The following is an 18,832-nucleotide window of genomic DNA, read 5'->3' as shown; positions in this document are numbered from 1 at the left end:
GCCAATGTCCGCCGTTCACTTGGAGTCCGAGGACCTCGAGCCCGTCATCAAGCGCCTACGGCGCGCACAGGGGCAACTTGCAGGCGTGCTCAACATGATCGCCGAGGGTCGTGACTGCGGGGACGTCGTCACTCAACTTGCGGCGGTCTCGAAAGCGATCGATCGCGCCGGATTTACCATGATTGCCGCGGGCCTCCAGCAGTGCATCCGCTCGGACGAAGACGAGACCGAGGCCCGCGTGCGCCTCGAGAAGATGTTCATGTCGCTGTCTTAGGAAGGCAACGCAAGTCGGGCTTCGAGCGACCTCCTGATCCGTGCGCTCGATTCGTCGTCGCCCGTGTCGACAGCCTCGGCCAAATCCGTGAGTTCCGCTTCAAGAACCCGTTGCAGTTCCAGGGCTTCTTCGCCAAAGGCTTCGACCACACCCTTCCGATACGCCCGACGCTTCCACCACGTCGCCCCAACAGTTCCCACGTACGTCGCCGGAACGGCGCCCAAAGCCCCTGGCCGACCCAGCACCTCGGTGAACCATCGGTGCTCCTCGGTGCGCAGGTAGCGAAGCACCGCCCACACCACGAACGGCACCACGACGAGGTAGACGACCCTCGTCCACACCGCGCCGAGCCACGGGGAATTCCACAGTCCATGGAGACCCGCCCCGAGGGTGATGAGCGCGATTCCCATCGGGATCCTTCCGCGGCGCCTTCCCACGGCCAACACCCCAATGCCCGCCCCCACCACAGAAGAAAACACGATGTGAGACACGGGACCAAACACGATGGCGCGCGCCGCGTAGATCACCGTGGTCGAGATCACCTGGTTCTCGCCAAGGTTAAGATAGGCGATGTTGAGGCCGTACAACATGTCCTCGGTCGCGGTGAAGCCCACGGCGCAGAACGCGCCCAACAGTGCCGCGTCCATCGGCGTCCGTAGTCGCTGGCCCGCGGCGAGAAGGACCACCACAATCCCGAACGCCTTGCCCGTCTCTTCCGTCAACGGCGCGATGAGTGCCGCTCCCCACTGTTGAGCCGCATCGATTCCCAGGTGTTGGCCAAGGACGGTAATGAGGGCGCTGTTGGCCGGGAGGGCGTAGATCCCCGCCGCGGCAAACGCCCCCCAGGCCATTGCGGCGATCGCGCCCGACCCGGAGACGCGGAACCACAATTGCGGCAGCCTGAGGAGCAACCACCACCCGAGGAGGAGCGGAGCGGTAAAGACGAGGCCCATGACGGCGGCAACAGGGAACACCCTCGCGCCGGGAAGCAGCGCCGATACGGCCATTCCCGCACCGACGAGGCTCGCAGCGATGAGCAACCACCAACCGACGCGGCGGGGCGCGAAAGTGACCGCGAACCGTCTCCGCGCGAGCTCCCTCACGAGGCCGCGCCCACATTCGCAGTGAAGCCTTCGAAGGCGACGGACGCGACAACGGAGTCGATGGCGACGGACGCCGCCGCGACATCGACTGCGGGACCACGAACGATCACGAGCACGACGGACTTGTCTCTCCTGAGGACGATCACCCGGCGCGGATCTGAGGTTGGGGCGTTGGGGCCCGGCAGGATCTGCCACTTCTCGCCGCCGGCTCCGTCAGCCTTGGGGGGGACGTCTGGCAGCACGGGCGGTTGGGAGTAGACCAGGCCGGCCGCATGCGTGACCAGTTGACTCGATTTGCCGAGCCACACGGCATCGGTAATCGCGATCTGCACGCCTCCAAGGCTCGCAACGGGTTGACTTTGCGACGCGGAGGCGATGTTGACGTCCCACCCCGCGGGAAGAGTCACGCTGGCCATCGCAAGTTGCGTCGTGTGGTCAGCCTCGAGATGCCTGGTAACCGGGCCGAGCGAGGGCAAAAGCGGAATCACGAGTCCAAACGCGACCAAGGTCACGGCTACAACTACGAGCCAGAGCGCACGCTGGAAGCGGTTCACCATCAGAGAATAGCGGGACCTCCGGTTCGCATACCCCCGGGGGTATCTGATAGCCTGACGCGGTTGCCGGGTAACCCCACATCTCCGGCCCAGAAATCCTGAGGAGTTGTCATGAGAATTGTGATTGTTGGCGGAGTTGCAGGCGGCATGTCTGCCGCCGCCCGCGCGCGCCGTCTCGACGAAAGTGCCGAGATCATCGTCTTTGAGAAAGGCCCCTACGTCTCGTTCGCAAACTGCGGGCTTCCGTACTACGTGGGCGGCGAGATCACGTCTCGCGAGGCTCTCTTGCTCCACACTCCCGAGACCTTGAAGTCCTCGCTTGGTCTCGACGTCCGCCCCCACACGGAGGTGACGAGCATCGACCGCGCGGCCAAGACAGTGACCGTCTCCGGCCCCAACGGCGTCGAGACGGTTTCCTATGACGCGCTGGTGCTATCGCCAGGCGCGAATGCGTTCATGCCGCCCATCCCCGGAGTCGACCTGCCCGAGGTGACCCACCTCCGCCAGGTGGACGACGCGATTGCGCTTTCTGAGCGCGTCGGCGACGCCAAGAGCGCCGTGGTGCTCGGCGCGGGATTCATCGGGCTCGAGACGGCCGAGGCCCTCAAGGAGCGCGGGCTTGAGGTTGCGCTCGTGGAGTTCGCCCCGCAAGTGCTGCCGGTGCTTGCACCCGAGCTCGCCCGCCTGGTCGAGCTCGAGCTCACCGCAAACGGCGTTGACGTACTCACGGGTGTCGCCGCCACGGCGATCGAGCCCGCGGAACGAGGCGTCACCGTCACGCTTTCGAACGGCGCGGCAGCGACCGTCGACATCGTCGTGGTGTCGGTGGGCGTGCGCCCCAACTCGGGTCTCGCCGTCGCGGCGGGCCTCGACGTCGACGAGCGCGGAGCCATCCTTGTTGACGGCCAGCAGCGCACCAACGACCCGTCCATCTGGGCCGTCGGGGACGCGATCGCTGTCCGCAACGCGGTCACCGGGGTCATGGGCCCCGTTCCGCTCGCCGGCCCGGCAAACCGCCAGGGACGCCGCGCCGCCGAGGCGATCATGGGCAAGACCCACGAGGCGAAGCCCGTGCTCGGCACCGCCATCGTGCGCGTCTTCGGCCTCACCGCCGCCGTCACGGGCGCGAGCCCACGCATGCTCGACCAGGCAGGAATCGACTACGTGGTGCACCACACGCACCACCTCGACCACGCGGGCTATTTTCCAGGCGCCCAGCAGGTGCACCTCATGGGTGTCTTCGCGCCCGACGGCACGCTGCTCGGCGCCCAAGGAGTGGGACGCGAGGGCGTCGACAAGCGCATCGACGTGCTCGCCACGTCATTGCGAGCGGGCTTCGGCGCTGACGATCTCGCCGAGCTCGAACTGTCGTACGCGCCGCCGTTTGGCTCGGCGAAGGACCCCGTCAACATGCTCGGCTTCATGATGCAGAACTCCGTGCAGGGCACGCTCAAGGTGTGGGACTCCTCGGACCTCGAATGGGCCCGCGAGAATGCCCTCATCATCGACGTGCGCTCGGCGGGCGAGTTCGCCTCCGGTCACTTGCCAGAGGCCATGCACATTCCTCACGATGAGATTCGCGAGAACCTGGAGCTCATCCGCGAGCGCGCGGCCGGCCGGCCGGTGCGGGTCCACTGCGCATCCGGATTCCGTTCCTACCTGGCACACCGCATCCTCGCGCAGAGCGGGTTTGATTCCGCGAACTTCGACGGCGGCATGCTCACCATGAAGACCGCACTGCCCGAGCTCGAGCTCGAGACCGGACCCGCGCTGGCTACCGTCGGCGCATAGGGAGTGACGGCCCACCGGCCGTCGCGACAGAGATCGTGGGGATCTCCGTCGGTGGGAGGGCCTTAGGGCCTCCCGCCGATGTCGCGTCCGGGTACCCCCGAGGCGTCCCCACGCACACCGCGGTACGAACCAATCTGGCGCGCAACACGCCGGCACGCCGGTCTCGCACGCCGATTCGCTGGCGTGGCCACGGTGAGACTGGTTCGTAGCGGCACCGGGCTGTGCCACGCGCGGACGCGCACGTCGGGCCCTGGCGCCCTTCGCCCTTCGCCCTGGCGCCCTGCGCCCTGCGCCCTTCGCCCTTCGCTACGAACCAATCTGGCGCGAGACACGCCGCGCACGCGCCGGAATCGACCTCCTCACCACGCGCGTCGTCGGGAAAGTGGTTCGTAGCGGCACCGGGCTGTGCCACGCGCGGACGCGCGCGTCGTCGGGAGAGCCGGGATTGCGGGCGACGCGCTACTCGAGCTCGAGCGGCGCGGCCGTCAAGCCAAGGTGGCCGTCCGGGTCGAGGGACGCGGCCAGCCTCACCTTGAACCGGACGTCGTCCGTCTCGGGGAAGTCGGTGCGCTGATGTCCGCCCCTGCTCTCCTCCCGAGCGAGCGCCGCCTCCGAGATGAGCGAGGCACACGCCAAGACATTCGACGTCTCCCACTCGGCAACTTGAGGCATGACCCCTGGCGCATCCATCGTGTGGAACCGTCCACGGATGTCGGCCAACGCGGTCACCGCGGTCGCGAGGCCCGCTGCGGTGCGGAATGGACCCGCACCCTTGTGCGCAATCTGTTGGATCCGCGGGCGCATCGTCGCGGGGACGAGAGAGGCCGGGCCCTGCCTGACGACCGGCTCCGCTTGAGTGAGGGTCCCATCTGCGACCAACGACGCAGCATCGGCGGCCGCCCTGGTCGCGAACACGAGACCCTCAACCAACGAATTCGATGCGAGCCTATTCGCCCCGTGAACCCCGCTACACGCTGACTCCCCCACCGCGTACAGCCCCCGCAGCGTCGACCGGCCATGGAGTTCCGTGAGGATGCCTCCCGAGTGGAAGTGCTGTGCGGGCGCGACGGGAATGAGGTCGTGCGCCATGTCGATGCCGCGCTCCTCGAGCCGGTCCCAAATGGTGGGGAACCGCTCGTGCACAAAGCTCTCGCCCAGGTGCCTGCAATCGAGGAAGACGTTCTCGGAACCCTCCTCCTCCATCACGCGCACGATGTTGCGCGACACCACGTCGCGCGGTGCAAGCTCGGCCAACTCGTGCCTGCCCACCATGAAGCGCTCGCCCGCGGCGTTGAGGAGGTACGCGCCCTCGCCGCGCACGGCCTCCGAAATGAGCGGCTGCTGGCCTCGCGCGGCCGCGCCCTGCCACAGCACGGTCGGGTGGAACTGCACAAACTCCATGTCCGCGATCGCGGCGCCAGCGCGCAATCCCGCCGCGACACCGTCGCCGGTGGCCGATGCCGGGTTCGTCGACGACAAATACACCTGGCCGATGCCGCCGGTCGCCACCACGACGGCCTTGGCGAGCGCCGCGCCGACTCCGTCGCGCGTGCCCTCGCCGATGACGTGGAGGGTCACACCACACACGGGACCCGGGCGCCCGTCGGCATCGGGGGCCGCGGTCAGGAGGTCGACGACCATGGCGTTTTCGATGACCTCGATGTGCGGATCGCTGCGCACCGACTCGAGCCGCGCCACGAGCGCACGGGAGATCTCGGCGCCGGTCGCGTCGCCGCCCGCGTGCGCGATGCGGTCACGGTGATGACCGCCCTCGCGCGTGAGGGTGATCGAGCCGTCGGCCTGGGTGTCGAAGTGCGCGCCGCGGTCCACCAGCTTGCGCACCCGCTCGGGGCCCTCGGTCACGAGCGCGCGCACTGCCTGCTCTGAGCACAGCCCCGCACCGGCGACGAGGGTGTCCTGCAGATGCTCCTCGGCCGTGTCCTCCGGGTCGAGCGCCGCCGCGATGCCGCCTTGAGCCCACACCGTGTTCCCCGAGCTCAACGGGCCCTTGGTGACGATGAGCACCTTGCCCACCACGCGGCGCAATTCGAGGGCTGCGGTGAGTCCGGCGATACCGGATCCCACCACGATGACATCGGCCGTGGCTGTCCAACCGGTCGCGGGCGCCGACAGGCGCTGCACAAAGCGGGTCATGACCTCAGCCTAGGCCCGACTTGTAGGCCCGCCATCCGCCCGAGCGGAAGTCGTGAATGGCCAACCCGGAGCGCTCAAGACCCGAGTCGGCGGGCACCTGACCGGGCTCGTCACCGACATCGACGATGCGGTTGGCGCCGTCGACGAACACCACGTGCGGCTCGTACCGTCGGGCCTCCTCGTCGCCAATGAGCCCGTAACCGATGATGATGACCAGGTCGCCCTCATGCACCAAATGGGCGGCCGCACCGTTGATGCAGATCACTCCGGTATCCGCCTCGCCAGGGATCGCATAGGTGGTCAGGCGCGAGCCGTTGGTGACATCGACGACGTCCACCTGTTGCCCTGGAATGAGATCGGCCGCCTCCATGAGGGTCTGGTCGATCGTGATCGAGCCGACGTAGTGCAGGTCCGCCTGGGTCACCGTCGCCCGATGGATCTTGGAGATCATCATGGGGCGCTGCAGGGTCTTGTGGGGCGGAGTCTCGTAGGTCACGCGCCGCCTCGCTTCTTCTTGGGTGCGGTCGCCGTCGCGGGTGCGGTCGCCGTCGCGGGTGCGGTCGCCGTCGCGGGTGCGGTCGCGGTCGCCGTCGCGGGTGCAGTCGCGGTCGCGGGTGCAGTCGCGCGTGCGACCTCGCGCGGTCCCACACGCGCCGCCACGTTGTCGATGAGCCTGGTCGCGCCAACGCGCGCGGCGACCGCGACGGTCACGTCGCCCCGATACCCATCAGGGACCGACTGCGCCGTATCGGGATCAAGAGCGGCGAAGTATTCGACGTCAACTCCTGGTACCTCGGCGAGCACCGCACGCCCCACCGCGAGTGCCAGGGTGATCGGCCCGCCCTCGTCCAGCACCTGCTCGGCCTCGCCGAGCGCGCGCGACAGGGCCAGGGCATCGGTTCGCTCGTCGGCCGAAAGGAAGACGTTTCTGCTCGAGAGCGCCAGTCCATCGGCGTCACGCACCGTGGGATTCGCGATGATCTCCACGGGAACGGAGAGGTCCCTGCACATGGCCTTGATGGCGATGACCTGTTGCGCGTCCTTCTGGCCAAACAGGGCCATGTCCGGCCGCGTGAGGTTCAGCAGCTTGAGCACGACCGTCAGCACCCCGTCAAAGTGGCCGGGGCGGAACACGCCCTCAAACACCTCGTTGAACCCACCCGCGTTGACGCGCACCAGGGGTTCGCCGCTCGGGTACATCTCGTCGACGGACGGGGCGAACACGATGTCGACACCCAGCGGCTCTAGCAGCGCACAGTCCGCATCGAGGGTGCGCGGGTAGCGCTCCAGGTCGGCGGGGTCGTTGAACTGCAAGGGGTTGACGAAGATGGTGACGACCACCTCGTCGGCCGCCTGTCTCGCGGCCCGGACCAGCGCGAGGTGGCCCTCGTGAAGCGCCCCCATCGTCATGACGACCGCACGGGTCTTGTGCTTCTTTCCCGCAAGCGCCGCAAGCTCTGCGAGCTCTGCGGCGGTGTGTGCCACGTGCATGCTCAGTCCTTTCCTAGGGCAATGATGAGGTCGGCGTATTGCACGGGTCCAATGCGACCCCCCGACAACGCGAGGTCCGCCGTGGCCAGGGCCATGGCCCGGTACGCATGAAGCGCCTCGGGCCGATGCTCGAGGGCCGCCACGTGTGCGGCAACCGTCCCCGCGTCGCCCCTCACGACGGGGCCGGTGAGCGTTGCCACCGCTCCCGCGGCATCCGCCAAGGCTCCGTCGACGGAGGCGTGCACGAGCGGCAACAATACTCGCCCCGGCTCCTCCACACCCGCGGCCGCGAGCAGCGCCGCGGCCTGGGTCACCAGGGTCACCACGTGATTCCCGCCGTGGACGAGCGCCGCGTGATACAGCGGCCTCGCCGCGTCCTCGAGCGCAAGAGGCTCCCCTCCCATCTCGACGACGAGCGCTTGGGCAATGGGCAGGAACGCCCCTGGCGCGGTGACGGCAAAGGTTGCGCCGATCATCCTGTCGAGGTCGAGCGACGTGCCGGTGAACGTCATGGCCGGATGAATCGCCATCGGGATCGCGCCCTTGGCGGCCGCGGCCTCGAGGGCCGCCAGCCCGTGCCTGCCAGAGCAGTGGATCACGATCTGGCCGGGCCGCCACACGTCGAGCGCCGCAAGGCCGGCCGCCACTTCCGCAATCGCGTCGTCGGGAACTGTGAGGAACACCAGCTCCGCGGCTCCCACCACCTCCTCGACATCGAGGCGAGGAACTCCCTCCAGCAGCGCATCGATCCGGCTGAGGGTCTCCTCGGAAACCCCGGAAGCGCCGACGATCCGGTGACCGGCGCGCAGCAGCGCCGCCCCCACGACGGCCCCCACTCGGCCCGCACCCACGATGCCAATCGCGAGGCGGCCAGGACGCGGACTACTGGCGCTCATCGGCGACCTCCGAGATGCCAACCTTGACCATCCATTGCTCCGGAGTCTGCAGCGAGCGCCGCTGGCGCGCCCTTGCGGCCTGCGCATTCACCAACTCGATCGCGTCCGCCACCGCGAGGTGGTGTGCGACCGGCTTGACCACCCCCTTGGTCGAGTGCACCTCGACCGTCGCCAAGCCGAGCGCGCGCTGCAGAGGGCCCTGCCTCAGCGAGAGCGATTGGGTGCGCTCGTGGGGCAGCACCGTGAGCCTGCGCACCCAGCGGCCACTTCGAATGAGGAGCGCGGTGTCCGTCGCGCGCACCCCGCGCCTGTGCCATTGCCACGGATCGACCCAGCGCGCCGATGGTGGGGAGGGAACAAACCCGCCGTCGCCCCCTTGGCCCACCAGCGCTCGCGCAATGGTTCCAGGGGCGTCGGGGTCGCCGAGGTCCGGCATGACCGCCCACAGGGCCAGGAGCGCCTCCGGAGTGGTTCCCACTGGAATCAGCGTGGACACGGCGTCCTGGTTGTCCTGATAGCCCGCCACGTTGATGACCACCTGCCACCAGTCCCTGCGGCGCCACAACACGGACTGCGAAAAACTCACGGCCTGCACGCGTCCCGGCGGCACGGTTTGCCTTGTCGTTTCCAGGAGGCCATGGGCGATGCGCACCCCGTCCCTCGAGATGCCGAGGCGAAAGTTGAGTCCGCGATTGAGGGTCTTGAGAGCCGACGAGGCCATGCCAGCGACACCCGTCAGCACGCCGATGAAGCCGCCGCCAAAGATCGCACCGACGATGTTCACGTCCGGCACCAGCAGCCCAACGACGATTGAGACCGCCACCGCGACGAGCATCGCGATCGCGCCGACGATGGTTCCCCAGGACAGGAGGATCGACGCCACGAGCCGCGACACCGGAACCGCGACGAGCGGCCGCTCCACCGCCGCGGCGATCGACGTCCGCGCCGAGCCGGGAGCGGGAGCGAGCCTGAACGATTCAGCCTCGGTCCGCAGGCTAAATTCCCTGGCACCGTGCTCGGGAACCGAGCCGCGAGCCGAAGCGACGTCGGCCCTGAATCCCGCCGCGAGCGCCAGGATTTCATTCCGCAGCGCCTCGGCATCGGCCAGGCGCAAGAAATGAAGCTGGATCCCCGACTTGCTACCGCCCGCTACCTCGATCGTGATCTTCGCGAAGCCGAAGATCCGTCCGAGCAACGGCTGCACCACATCGACGGCCTGGAGCCGGTCGAGCCTCGCTTGTCGCTGCTGGCGGAAGAGCCAGCCCTTGCGCTGCTCCACCGCCTCGTCGGTGATCCGGAAGGTGTGAAACCACCACGTGAGGTACCCGAACGCAATCGCGAAGATCGCGGCCACCACGGCCGCGCCCGCGAGCAGGAAGATGGATACGTGCAGTTCGCGCGGCTGCCCGGGGGCGGGCTTGGCGGGACCGTTGTAGAACCACAGGCCCACCACTGCCGCGAAGGCCGCCCATCCGCCCAAGAGCGGAGACACGGGGTGCACGTGCACCCACTCGCGCGGAGCCGAGTAGACGCGTTCGCTTGCGAGGCTCATAGGCCTGCCAGGCGCGCCTCGCCGCGCGACGTGAGCCTGTCCCGCAGCCGCGCGGCATCGTCGGCGGGCACGCCCGCGAGCGAGGCGTCGGTGCCTGGAGACGCGGTGTGCAGTTGCACAGTGGCGATACCGAAGGCGCGCGCAAGCGGCCCTGCCGTGACTTCCACGTACTGCATGCGGCCGTAGGGAACCACCGTGACCGATCGCCACATCCGCCCGCGCTTCACCAAGAGGTCGTCGTCGCGCTCCGCCCAACCATGGGCGAGGACGATGCGCACCGTGATCCAGGCGGACCATGCGGCAAGTAGCGCGACGCCCCCCACGACCCACCACAAGAACGGCGTCAGGAGCAGCGCCCCCACGACCGCGGCGGCAAGCGCGGGAACGAGCACCACCCCAAGCGAAATGAGGCGGGTGGGAATGAGTCGGCGTGATGCGGCGGTCCACGCCACGGCCTCGGGGGCGAACCAGGTCATACGGCTAGTGTGCCACCCCAGGCGCGCGGACTTCGTGGGCCGACTCATCGTCTCCGGGGTCGGTGATGCGGCACCACCACTCCGCGATAACCCCCGCGGCAAGCATGATGAGTCCTCCCAAGGCGGCCACCCCTGCCGCGATCGCGGCTTCCCTACGCGGCTCGTGCGACCAGTCGCGCAGCAACACGAGGCCAAAGCCGCCATACAACCCGCCGAGCAGGGCCCCGGCGTAGGCCGATGCTTGAGCAAGCATTGCCGTCCTCACGGCCCTGGTTGAGTCGATCCGACGGCGCTTTCCGCGCTTCAGTTGGCGAATGGGCCACGCCATGAACAGCGCGACCGCACCCAAGGCGATCCCAATGACGAGCGTCGACCACGGGAGCTTGACGGGCGCCGCGCCCCCGCGCAGCGCGAGGAACGAGCCACCGGCGCCCACGGCGCCTGCCGCCACTAGCGCCCAGGCGAGCACGCGCCACTTGAGCGGCCTCACCGCCCGCTCCCACTCACGAGGTGGCCGTCACGATCTGGAGGGCGACGGCCATGGGTTCGCGACCACGGAAACCGTCGTGTGCACTGCGGATGCCAGCGGGGCAATCGGGCCCGCGCCTGGCAGCGTGGCGTCCGGCTCAAGGTGGTACCACGGCACGAGAACAAACGCCCGCTCGTGCGCGCGCGGGTGGGGAAGGGTGAGGTCGCTCGCCGTCGCCTCGGCGCCATCGAAGTCGATGATGTCGATGTCTAGCGTGCGCGGACCGTTGGCCTCCTGGCGTTCGCGGCCGTGCACCATCTCGATGCCTTGGCACGCCCCGAGCACCTCGCGCGGAGACAGGATGGTCCGGATACGCACCACCGCATTGAGGTAGTTGGGTTGCGGCGGGCCGCCAACGGGCGTCGACGCGTACAAGGGCGACGTGGCGATGACGTCGATTCCCGTGATCCTGCTGAGGTCATCGACGGCCGCCCGCAGTGTCGGCTCGACATCGCCGATGTTGCCGCCCAACGCGAGAAGGGCAGGCACGGCCCTCACGGGTCGCTGGTCGAACTGGTCACGAACCGGCGCCTGGGCGAACAGGTCGAGCGGGTCATCGGGCATGCCTGCGGAGGAACCGATGCGCTTGTCGGCCCACAGCCCCCCCGTGCGAACATCGCGTCTGATCGCGACGGTGACGTCCTTGAACTCCACGTGGAGGGGGGCCTGCGGCTTGTGCACGCGGACTTCGACGCAATAGACGCCGTCCATGTCGAGCACGGCCAACGCGACGTGCTCTGCGACGGTCTCGATGAGGTAGGAGGGATCGCCCCCAAGCACGGCCGCAGCCCTGTCGGCAATCTCCGAGTAGTCGACGGCCTTGGAAAGATCATCCTTGGCGGCGGCGGCGCGGGTCGACACGTGTGCGACCACGTCGGCGAAGAACACCTGCCCCGTCGAGCGCTCCGTGTCGAGCACTCCGTGGTGCGCGGTTACCCGGATCCCCTCGACGGAGATCCGGTCAAGTTCGATTCCTGCCCGCATATAGGGGCCCGACGTCCAGGTCATGAGTTCATCGTGTCGCCTTTGTCGCTTCTTGCCAAGCAGACACGACCGCGATCGCGTCACACGCCGCGCTCACGTCGTGAACTCTCACGGCCCACGCGCCCGCCTCGGCCGCCAGGGTCGTGACCGCGGTGGTCGCGTGCTCCCTGGCGGATGGCCGTGCCGCGCGGCCCTCAGGGCCCGCCGCTGCCGGGCCCGCCGCCGACGGCGAGCGATCGGCGATCACAGCTCTGTCAATCGCTGCCCTGTCAATCGCTGCTCTGTCAATCGCTGCTCTGTCAATCACAGCGCCAAGGAATCGTTTGCGCGACGCACCCACGAGCACTCGCGCGCCGCCGCTCCAGTCGGCCATGCGCGCCAACAGCGGCCAGTTGCTATCGGCCACCTTGGAGAAGCCAAGCCCTGGATCGAGAATGATGCGGCGCTCGTCGACCCCCGCCGCGACAAGCGCGGCCACCCTGGCGGCGAGTTCGGACCTCACCTCGGCAACGACGTCGGCGTAGTGGTCGCGACGGTCCATGTCGGTCGAGTGCGCTCGCCAGTGCATCGCGACGTAGTCGACGTCGAGCGAGGCGACTGTCGCGACCATGTCGGGGTCGGCGAGGCCCCCCGAGACGTCATTGATGAGGCACGCTCCCGCGGCGACCGCGGCGCGCGCCGTAGCCGCCCTCATCGTGTCGACGCTCACGGGCACACCGGCGGCGGCGAGCGCCTCGATCACAGGGATCACGCGCGCGAGCTCCTCGGCAGGGTCCACGCGCCGCGCCCCCGGACGCGTCGACTCGCCCCCCACATCGACGATGTCGGCGCCGTCGGCGGCCAGGGCCAGTCCGCGGGCGATCGCCGCGTCGGTGGTCGCGTAGAGGCCGCCGTCGCTGAAGCTGTCTGGCGTGACATTGAGAATCCCCATCACCATCGTGCGGGGAGCCACGGGTAAGGCGGGCCCGGCCGTGTGGTCTTGATCGGCCGCGGGCGCCGGCATCGGCTACTTCCCGACGATGAGGCTCATGGCCTCGGCGCGGGTGGCGCCGTCGCGCATGAGCCCGCGGACCGCGCTCGTCACCGTGCGCGAGCCTGGCTTGCGGACTCCCCGCATCGACATGCACAAGTGCTCGGCCTCGACCACGACGATGACGCCGCGGGCACCAAGGTGCTCGACAAGAGCGTCGGCGACCTGAGTGGTGAGGCGCTCCTGGACCTGAGGCCTCTTGGCGTAGACATCCACGAGGCGAGCGATCTTCGACAGCCCCGTGATGCGGCCGTCGACGCCCGGGATGTACGCCACGTGGGCGACGCCGTGGAAGGGCACCAGGTGGTGTTCGCACATCGAGTACAGCTCGATGTCCTTGACCAGGATCATCTCTTCGTGACCCAGCTCGAATACCGCGCTGAGGACATCCCCTGGCTTCTGAGCCAGGCCCGCGAACATCTCTTCGTACGCACGAGCCACTCGCGCGGGAGTGTCCTTCAGGCCGTCGCGATCGGGGTCCTCACCGATGGCCGCCAGGATCTCGCGCACGGCGGCCTCGATGCGTTGGCCATCGATGGGCTGATTCACACCGTGTCCTCTGGGGACTCCGTTGCGAGAATGTCCTTGGGCTCGACCTTGCGGGGCGCGGGTCCCTTGGTCCTGCTGAGGCGAGAAGGCTTGGTCGACCAATCCCCACTCGTCCAACCCGTGCGCTCGGGCGCCTTCTTGATCTTGGTAAAGAGCACGGCGAGTTCGGATTCGTTGAGGGTTTCGCTTTCGAGCAACTGTTCGGCGAGCGCATTGAGAACCTTGCGGTTCGCGGTGAGCGCGGCGGTCGCCTCGGCCATCGCGTTGTCCATGAGCGCGCGCACCTCGATGTCGACGGTCGCGGCCAGATCCTCGGAGTACTCGCGTCCGTGACCCATGTCGCGACCCATGAACACCTCGCCCGAGGCGCTCGCCAGACGCACCGAGCCGACCTTGGGCGACATTCCGTACTCGGTCACCATCTGCTTGGCAATTTCGGTGGCCTGGGAAATGTCATTGCTCGCGCCCGTCGACGGGTCCCCGAACACAATCTCCTCAGCCACGCGGCCACCCATCGCGTAGGCGAGGTTGTCGAGAAGCTGGTTGCGCGTCTTGGAGTAGCGGTCCTCCGTGGGCATGACCATCGTGTAACCGAGTGCCCTGCCTCGCGGCAAGATCGTCACCTTGGTGACCGGGTCGGTGTGGTTCATCGCGGCGGCCACGACGGCGTGTCCGCCCTCGTGATAGGCCGTCACCGACTTGTCGTGATCGTTCATGACACGTGTGCGCTTCTGCGGGCCGGCAATGACGCGGTCGATCGCCTCGTCGAGCTCGCGGGGGCCGATCATGGTGAGTCCCCGTCGTGCCGTGAGCAGCGCGGCCTCGTTGAGCACGTTCGCGAGGTCGGCACCGGTGAAGCCGGGCGTGCGCTTGGCGATCGCCGTGAGGTTGGCGTCCGGCGACAGGGGCTTGCCCTTGCCGTGCACCTCGAGCACCTTCTGCCGGCCCTTGAAGTCGGGGGCGTCGACGCCGATCTGGCGGTCAAAGCGACCGGGGCGCAGCAATGCGGGGTCGAGGATGTCGGGCCGGTTGGTGGCCGCGATCATGATGACGTTGGTGGTCGCGTCGAAGCCGTCCATCTCGACCAGCATTTGGTTGAGGGTCTGCTCGCGCTCGTCGTGGCCGCCACCCATGCCGGCGCCACGGTGCCTGCCGACCGCGTCGATCTCGTCGACAAAGATGATCGCCGGACTTGCCTTCTTTGCCTGGTCGAACAGGTCGCGAACGCGCGAGGCGCCCACGCCGACGAACATTTCGACAAACTCCGAGCCGGAAATCGAGAAGAACGGCACGCCTGCTTCGCCAGCGACGGCGCGCGCCAAGAGCGTCTTTCCGGTACCGGGGGGGCCGTACAAAAGCACGCCCTTGGGGATCTTGGCGCCGACCGCCTGGAACTTAGCCGGGTTCTCCAGGAACTCCTGAATCTCCTTGAGTTCCTCGACCGCCTCCTCACAACCCGCGACGTCTTCGAACTTGACCTTGGGGGTGTCGGGCGAGGCCAGCGCGGCCTTTGAGCGGCCAAACTGCATGATCTTGTTGCCGCCGCCCTGCATGTTCGACATGAGGAACCACAACAGCCCGAGCACCAGGACCAGCGGGAGCATGTTGAGCAAGAGCGATTGCCACAGCGACCCGTGCGGCACGACGGAGTCATAGCCCTCGGTGGGCGCCGACGCCGCAACGGCCGCGGCCACGGACGGCCCCTGAGGCGCGACGTAGTAGAACTCGACGAGCGCCCCGGCGGTGAGCTTGTAGTCCACAAGAGTCGCGGGGACGGTGGTGCCCAACTTGATGCGGACACTTTGGTCGCCATCGGTCACTTTGACCTGATCGACGGTCTTGGTCGCGAGCACGTCAAAGCCCTGCGATGTGGTGATGTGCGTGACGGGCGTCTGACTCAGCGTCGTGAAAACAAACATGACGAGAGAAAGGACGAGCGCGCCGAGGAGGATGTAGGACCAGCGAAGTCTTTTCATGGTGAGCACGACTTTACGCGAGTCCCTGCCGGGCTTGTCCCGGTTTCGCGCTCAGCGGGATGACGATGCGACAACGGCCGCGCCTGAGGCGTCTGTTGCCCTCGAGCCCATCCGCCCGCCCAGGCGGTCCGAACCAATCCGCCCAGGCGGTCCGAACCAATCCGCCCAGGCGGTCCGAACCAATCCAAAGCGCGACACGCCGTCATCGCCACCACTGCGCGCTCGACACGCGTGCGGCGTCGTTCATTCTGGTTCGTAGTGTCGCGAGGGATGCCCTCGCTGGAGGATCCACGTCACCGATCGATGCGCGATCGGCCCTCTGCGCGCCCGCACGCCACACTGCCGCCGACACATCGGCGACCAGTTCCGGAGCGCGCGTCACGACATCGTGATAGGTGAATCGCAAGGGCACCAACCCGGCAAGCGTGAGATCACGATCCCGGAGTCGATCGCTCGCGAAGTGCCGCCGGTCGCAGTGGTGCGCATAGCCGTCAACCTCGACCGCGACCGTACCTTCAACCAGCAAGTCAACGCAGCCGATTGCTCCGATTCGTGCCTGTGGAACCACTCGGAGCCCTGCTTCGGTCAGGGCAATGCGCGCATACGTCTCCGCGAGCGACCCCGACCTCGCGTCGGCGTGTTCACGCAACCAGTCACGCCGACGCTGCTCTCCATGCTGGAGCTCCGCAAGCTCGGACCGGGCGACGATACCGCGTGCAAGGGCGGCGTCGATGAGGGCCAGTTGCGCGATTGGGGTGGTACAGAGCGCCACGAGGTCAAGGTGCGCGAGGGGGAATTCGTCGCCGTAGGAGCCGTGTCGGTGCAAGGTCACTCCTGCGATTGGGCGGGCGCGCGGTTCACCGATGCCACGCGACTGCGGTACCCCCAGATGGATGGTGGTAGGCACTGTCTCGAGCGGCAATCCCGCCCGCTCGCACCATGAGACACACGTCGGTTGCGCACGAAACACGGTCGCCATCACGGTTGCGCGATGAGCGTCACGAAGCGCGTAGCAGCCACGATGCACGCGGTCGATGCGGCCGGTCCTCACCGCCTGCGCGAGCGCGCTCTTGGAAAATCCGAGCGCGTCGAGCTCCTTCCACCGCGCCGCACCACCACACGACCGCAACGCCTGCTCGATCTCCACCCGCACGATCCTGCCGGGTCCGTTGAGTGGCAGCGCCCGCGTCGGCGAAACCTGTGGACGACGCATCCGCCGCGTGCCTGGTGACAACGTGGTTCGGAGCGACGTGGCTCGGGGCTGCCGAGTGGCGCAACTGGATTGGCTCGGAGCGACGCGGGGCCGTGGCGACGCGCTCGGCGGTACGCCACACCGGACCCGTCCGACGCTACGAACCAATACTCGCCGGGACACGCCGAGTGACCGGTGCTCTCCGACGGAGACTGCGGCGAGTCGCAACGGGATTGGTTCGGAGCGGCGTGGCTCGGAGTGGCGTGGCGCGGGGCTGCCGAGTGATGCAACTGGATTGGTTCGGAGTGGCGTGGCTCGGGGCTGCCGAGTGGCGTGACGCGGCGTGGCTCGGAGCGGCGCGGCTCGGGGCTGCCGAGTGGCGCAACTGGATTGGCTCGGAGCGACGCGGGGCCGTGGCGACGCGCTCGGCGGTACGCCACACCGGACCCGTCCGACGCTACGAACCAATACTCGCCGGGACACGCCGAGTGACCGGTGCTCTCCGACGGAGACTGCGGCGAGTCGCAACGGGATTGGTTCGGAGCGGCGTGGCTCGGAGTGGCGTGGCGCGGGGCTGCCGAGTGATGCAACTGGATTGGTTCGGAGTGGCGTGGCTCGGGGCTGCCGAGTGGCGTGACGCGGCGTGGCTCGGAGCGGCGCAGCGGCGCTCGCGACCCTGCGGGACCTATCCCTCCGCGTAGACGCTTGGCTTGAGAATCGCGACAAAGGGCAGGGTGCGGTACTTTTCCGCCCAATCCAAGCCATAACCGACGACGAACTCGTTGGGGATGTCAAAGCCGATGTACTTGACGTCGATGTCGACCTGAATCGCATCGGGCTTGCGCAAGAGGGCGGCCACCTCGACCGACTCCGCGCCCCGCGAGCGCAGGTTGCCAAGCAGCCACGACAGCGTCACACCCGTGTCGATGATGTCCTCGACGATCAGCACGTGACGGCCTGTGAGGTCGGCGTCGAGGTCCTTCAGGATGCGCACCACCCCGGAGGATCGCGTGCCGGAGCCGTACGACGACACCGCCATCCAGTCCATCTGCACATACGGGGGGAGCCTGCGCGCAAGGTCGGCCATCACCATGACCGCTCCCTTAAGCACGCCCACAAGGAGCAGATCCTTGCCCGCATAGTCGGCGCGAATCTTCACCGCGAGCTCGTCGAGCCTGGCGCCGATCTGCTTATCCGTCACCACAACCCGCGTGAAGTCGTCCATCGTGAAGGCTGCGTGGGAGAAGTCGGGGCTCACTCGGGGTTTCCGTTCTCGTCGGGGTGCTCAAAGCGCTCCAGAGGGTGGGTAAAGATCAGCCTGCCATACTCGCGCCGTGCTTCGTACCCGCCGGGAAGCCAGACGGCGCCTTGACCCGAATACGTCATGATCAGGCGGTCGAGCGCGGCGACGTGTGAAGCCGCAAGCGGTCCCGTCCCCTTGTTCTCGGCGATCATCTTGAGCATGCGGGTCCTGATCGCGTCTGGCAACGCGGCGAGCATGTCGCACTGCCACTCGTCGCCGTGGGCCTGCGGCTCGGTTTCTCGGATCGCGGATCGTGCCTGACGCTCGAGCTCGTCCGCATCGGCTTGCAACAGCGCCGCCGACCGCGCAAGCCCTGAGATGACGCCTTGACCGAGTACATCAACCAGCGCAGGCATGACGACGCCGCGCAAGGCCGAACGGCGCGGGCCACCATCGGGCTCATTCGTCGGGTCGAACCAGGGCGTGAGTTCGAGCGCCTCGCACGCGGTCACGGTGTCTTTGCGACGCAGGGACAGGAAGGGGCGCACGTATCGTCCCCTCTTGACCGGCATTCCCGCGAGGGCTCGCGCTCCCGATCCTCGCGCCAACGCCAGCAGAACCGTCTCGGCCTGGTCGTCCATGGTGTGACCCAAGAGGATGTGCGGCGTGAGCCCACCCTCCGCATCGGCCCTGCTATCGAGGGCGGCGTACCGCGCCTTGCGCGCGGCGGCCTCGAGACCGCCCTCTCGCCCCACGAGGACCCTCTCGACAAAGATGGTGTGGATGCCCGCCTTACGCGCCTGAGCGACCGCCTTCTCGGCAACAATGGCCGATTCGGGGGTGAGCCCGTGGTCAACGACGATGACCCCTGGGAGGAAGCCCTCCTTGCGACTCACGAACGCGGTCGCCGCGGCAAGCGCGAGGGAGTCGGGGCCACCCGAGCACGCGACCCAAATGCGCGAACCCATGTCGACGCCGTCGAGCGCCTCGCGCACGGCGTTGCGCGTTGCGGCCACTGCGGGATGGGGACCCGTCACT

At 68.0% G+C, this 18,832-nt stretch carries 18 protein-coding genes; 2 read left to right on the top strand and 16 right to left on the bottom strand.

The features are described from left to right. Window positions 1–4 precede the first annotated feature (4 nt). A complete protein-coding gene (locus BKA03_RS02955) occupies window positions 5–274 on the top strand; it encodes a metal-sensitive transcriptional regulator (protein WP_062076153.1) in 270 nt (89 codons plus the stop codon). Here BKA03_RS02955 and BKA03_RS02950 read toward each other — a convergent pair. Continuing rightward, window positions 271–1,377 carry a PrsW family intramembrane metalloprotease gene (locus BKA03_RS02950; RefSeq protein ID WP_062076154.1) on the bottom strand — a complete coding sequence of 369 codons (1,107 nt, stop codon included), beginning with the start codon at window positions 1,375–1,377 and terminating at the stop codon, window positions 271–273. The two genes, BKA03_RS02955 and BKA03_RS02950, sit on opposite strands and share 4 nt — an antisense overlap. Continuing rightward, a complete protein-coding gene (locus BKA03_RS02945) occupies window positions 1,374–1,934 on the bottom strand; it encodes a hypothetical protein (RefSeq protein ID WP_062076155.1) in 561 nt (186 codons plus the stop codon). Before BKA03_RS02945 ends, BKA03_RS02950 begins: the two co-directional genes overlap by 4 nt. Window positions 1,935–2,042: 108 nt before the next feature. On the opposite strand from BKA03_RS02945, the gene BKA03_RS02940 reads away from it, so the two are divergent. Beyond that, window positions 2,043–3,722, top strand: coding sequence for an FAD-dependent oxidoreductase (locus tag BKA03_RS02940; protein WP_062076156.1), 1,680 nt, complete (start codon window positions 2,043–2,045; stop codon window positions 3,720–3,722). Window positions 3,723–4,181: 459 nt separating this feature from the next. Here the strand turns inward: BKA03_RS02940 and BKA03_RS02935 are convergent, their stop codons facing one another. From BKA03_RS02935 to tilS, 14 genes are all read right to left on the bottom strand, one after another. Next, window positions 4,182–5,876 (bottom strand): L-aspartate oxidase, encoded by a 1,695-nt coding sequence (locus BKA03_RS02935; RefSeq protein WP_062076157.1) that lies wholly within the window; start codon window positions 5,874–5,876, stop codon window positions 4,182–4,184. 4 nt (window positions 5,877–5,880) lie between these two features. Further along, window positions 5,881–6,330 (bottom strand): aspartate 1-decarboxylase, encoded by a 450-nt coding sequence (gene panD / locus BKA03_RS02930; protein ID WP_062076171.1) that lies wholly within the window; start codon window positions 6,328–6,330, stop codon window positions 5,881–5,883. A gap of 38 nt (window positions 6,331–6,368) precedes the next feature. Then, window positions 6,369–7,367 (bottom strand): pantoate--beta-alanine ligase, encoded by a 999-nt coding sequence (gene panC, locus BKA03_RS02925; protein ID WP_152649637.1) that lies wholly within the window; start codon window positions 7,365–7,367, stop codon window positions 6,369–6,371. Window positions 7,368–7,369: 2 nt separating this feature from the next. Then, window positions 7,370–8,263 carry a Rossmann-like and DUF2520 domain-containing protein gene (locus BKA03_RS02920; RefSeq protein WP_062076158.1) on the bottom strand — a complete coding sequence of 298 codons (894 nt, stop codon included), beginning with the start codon at window positions 8,261–8,263 and terminating at the stop codon, window positions 7,370–7,372. After that, window positions 8,250–9,815 (bottom strand): PH domain-containing protein, encoded by a 1,566-nt coding sequence (locus BKA03_RS02915; RefSeq protein WP_062076159.1) that lies wholly within the window; start codon window positions 9,813–9,815, stop codon window positions 8,250–8,252. Before BKA03_RS02915 ends, BKA03_RS02920 begins: the two co-directional genes overlap by 14 nt. After that, a complete protein-coding gene (locus tag BKA03_RS02910) occupies window positions 9,812–10,291 on the bottom strand; it encodes a PH domain-containing protein (protein WP_062076160.1) in 480 nt (159 codons plus the stop codon). The genes BKA03_RS02915 and BKA03_RS02910 overlap by 4 nt, the downstream gene beginning before the upstream one ends. Window positions 10,292–10,295: 4 nt before the next feature. After that, the gene (locus BKA03_RS02905; protein ID WP_062076161.1) at window positions 10,296–10,781 is read right to left on the bottom strand and encodes a DUF3180 family protein; all 486 of its coding nucleotides are present in this window, start codon (window positions 10,779–10,781) and stop codon (window positions 10,296–10,298) included. Between the two features lie 27 nt (window positions 10,782–10,808). Next, the gene (gene folK, locus BKA03_RS02900; RefSeq protein ID WP_062076162.1) at window positions 10,809–11,828 is read right to left on the bottom strand and encodes a 2-amino-4-hydroxy-6-hydroxymethyldihydropteridine diphosphokinase; all 1,020 of its coding nucleotides are present in this window, start codon (window positions 11,826–11,828) and stop codon (window positions 10,809–10,811) included. 4 nt (window positions 11,829–11,832) lie between these two features. Next, window positions 11,833–12,807, bottom strand: a complete 975-nt coding sequence (gene folP / locus BKA03_RS02895) for a dihydropteroate synthase (protein ID WP_062076163.1) — start codon at window positions 12,805–12,807, stop codon at window positions 11,833–11,835. A gap of 3 nt (window positions 12,808–12,810) precedes the next feature. Then, a complete protein-coding gene (folE, locus tag BKA03_RS02890) occupies window positions 12,811–13,383 on the bottom strand; it encodes a GTP cyclohydrolase I FolE (protein ID WP_083972071.1) in 573 nt (190 codons plus the stop codon). Next, window positions 13,380–15,359 (bottom strand): ATP-dependent zinc metalloprotease FtsH, encoded by a 1,980-nt coding sequence (gene ftsH / locus BKA03_RS02885; protein ID WP_083972088.1) that lies wholly within the window; start codon window positions 15,357–15,359, stop codon window positions 13,380–13,382. The genes folE and ftsH overlap by 4 nt, the downstream gene beginning before the upstream one ends. 202 nt (window positions 15,360–15,561) lie before the next feature. Then, entirely contained in the window at window positions 15,562–16,506 is a 945-nt protein-coding gene (locus BKA03_RS02880; RefSeq protein WP_062076164.1) for a type IV toxin-antitoxin system AbiEi family antitoxin domain-containing protein, read from the bottom strand. 730 nt (window positions 16,507–17,236) lie between these two features. Beyond that, window positions 17,237–17,776 (bottom strand): hypoxanthine phosphoribosyltransferase, encoded by a 540-nt coding sequence (gene hpt / locus BKA03_RS02875; RefSeq protein ID WP_062076173.1) that lies wholly within the window; start codon window positions 17,774–17,776, stop codon window positions 17,237–17,239. A 29-nt stretch (window positions 17,777–17,805) separates the two neighbouring features. Beyond that, window positions 17,806–18,831 carry a tRNA lysidine(34) synthetase TilS gene (gene tilS / locus BKA03_RS02870; protein ID WP_062076165.1) on the bottom strand — a complete coding sequence of 342 codons (1,026 nt, stop codon included), beginning with the start codon at window positions 18,829–18,831 and terminating at the stop codon, window positions 17,806–17,808. Between the last annotated feature and the right edge of the window lies 1 nt (window position 18,832).

Source organism: Demequina lutea, from assembly GCF_013409005.1.
Lineage (GTDB): Bacteria > Actinomycetota > Actinomycetes > Actinomycetales > Demequinaceae > Demequina > Demequina lutea.
The sequence above is the reverse complement of the archived record's forward strand: the minus strand, read 5'-3'. Positions and strand labels throughout refer to the sequence as shown.